Source organism: Psychrobacter sp. I-STPA6b, assembly GCF_020662265.1.
Taxonomy (GTDB): domain Bacteria; phylum Pseudomonadota; class Gammaproteobacteria; order Pseudomonadales; family Moraxellaceae; genus Psychrobacter.
Genome location: NZ_VEWM01000035.1, coordinates 1 through 431, shown reverse-complemented (window position 1 = coordinate 431; position 431 = coordinate 1). Strand labels below are relative to the sequence as shown.

1 protein-coding gene is annotated in these 431 nt (G+C 31.3%); it reads right to left on the bottom strand.

Annotated elements, in window-relative coordinates:
• Nucleotides 1–290, bottom strand: a 290-nt coding sequence (locus FHK88_RS03665) for a hypothetical protein (protein WP_264480595.1), incomplete at its 3' end; no start/stop codon positions are given.
• Nucleotides 291–431 lie beyond the last annotated feature (141 nt).

The following is a 431-nucleotide window of genomic DNA, read 5'->3' as shown; positions in this document are numbered from 1 at the left end:
TTATTACGTTGGTTTTTTCCTAATGCGCTGCTAATTGTTTCGTTTACATTTCCGAATTTGTACGGTTCTATTTCAATTATTCTATCGTAAGACCAGTATTCTTTTTTCACTTTTACCATAGTGGCGTTTAAAAACGTTCGAAAGTTTCTATTGCCAAACTTATCAATATCAATTGCAGTTTCTTTAAAATAAGAGTTACTTAAACCGTGTTTAAACGAAACTATTACCCAATTAATTGGCGTTAAAATTATCCATAAGATAGTGGCGATGATGTAAAGTAATATTCCCATAATTATTCAATTTTATTTCCTTCTACAAAAATTTCGTCTTTGATTGCATCAGAAACGCCTAACATGTTGGCAAGATTAATGAAGTCTTTATGGTATCGATTGAAGCTTACGGCATCTTCTAAACGATCTATGAGTTCATCT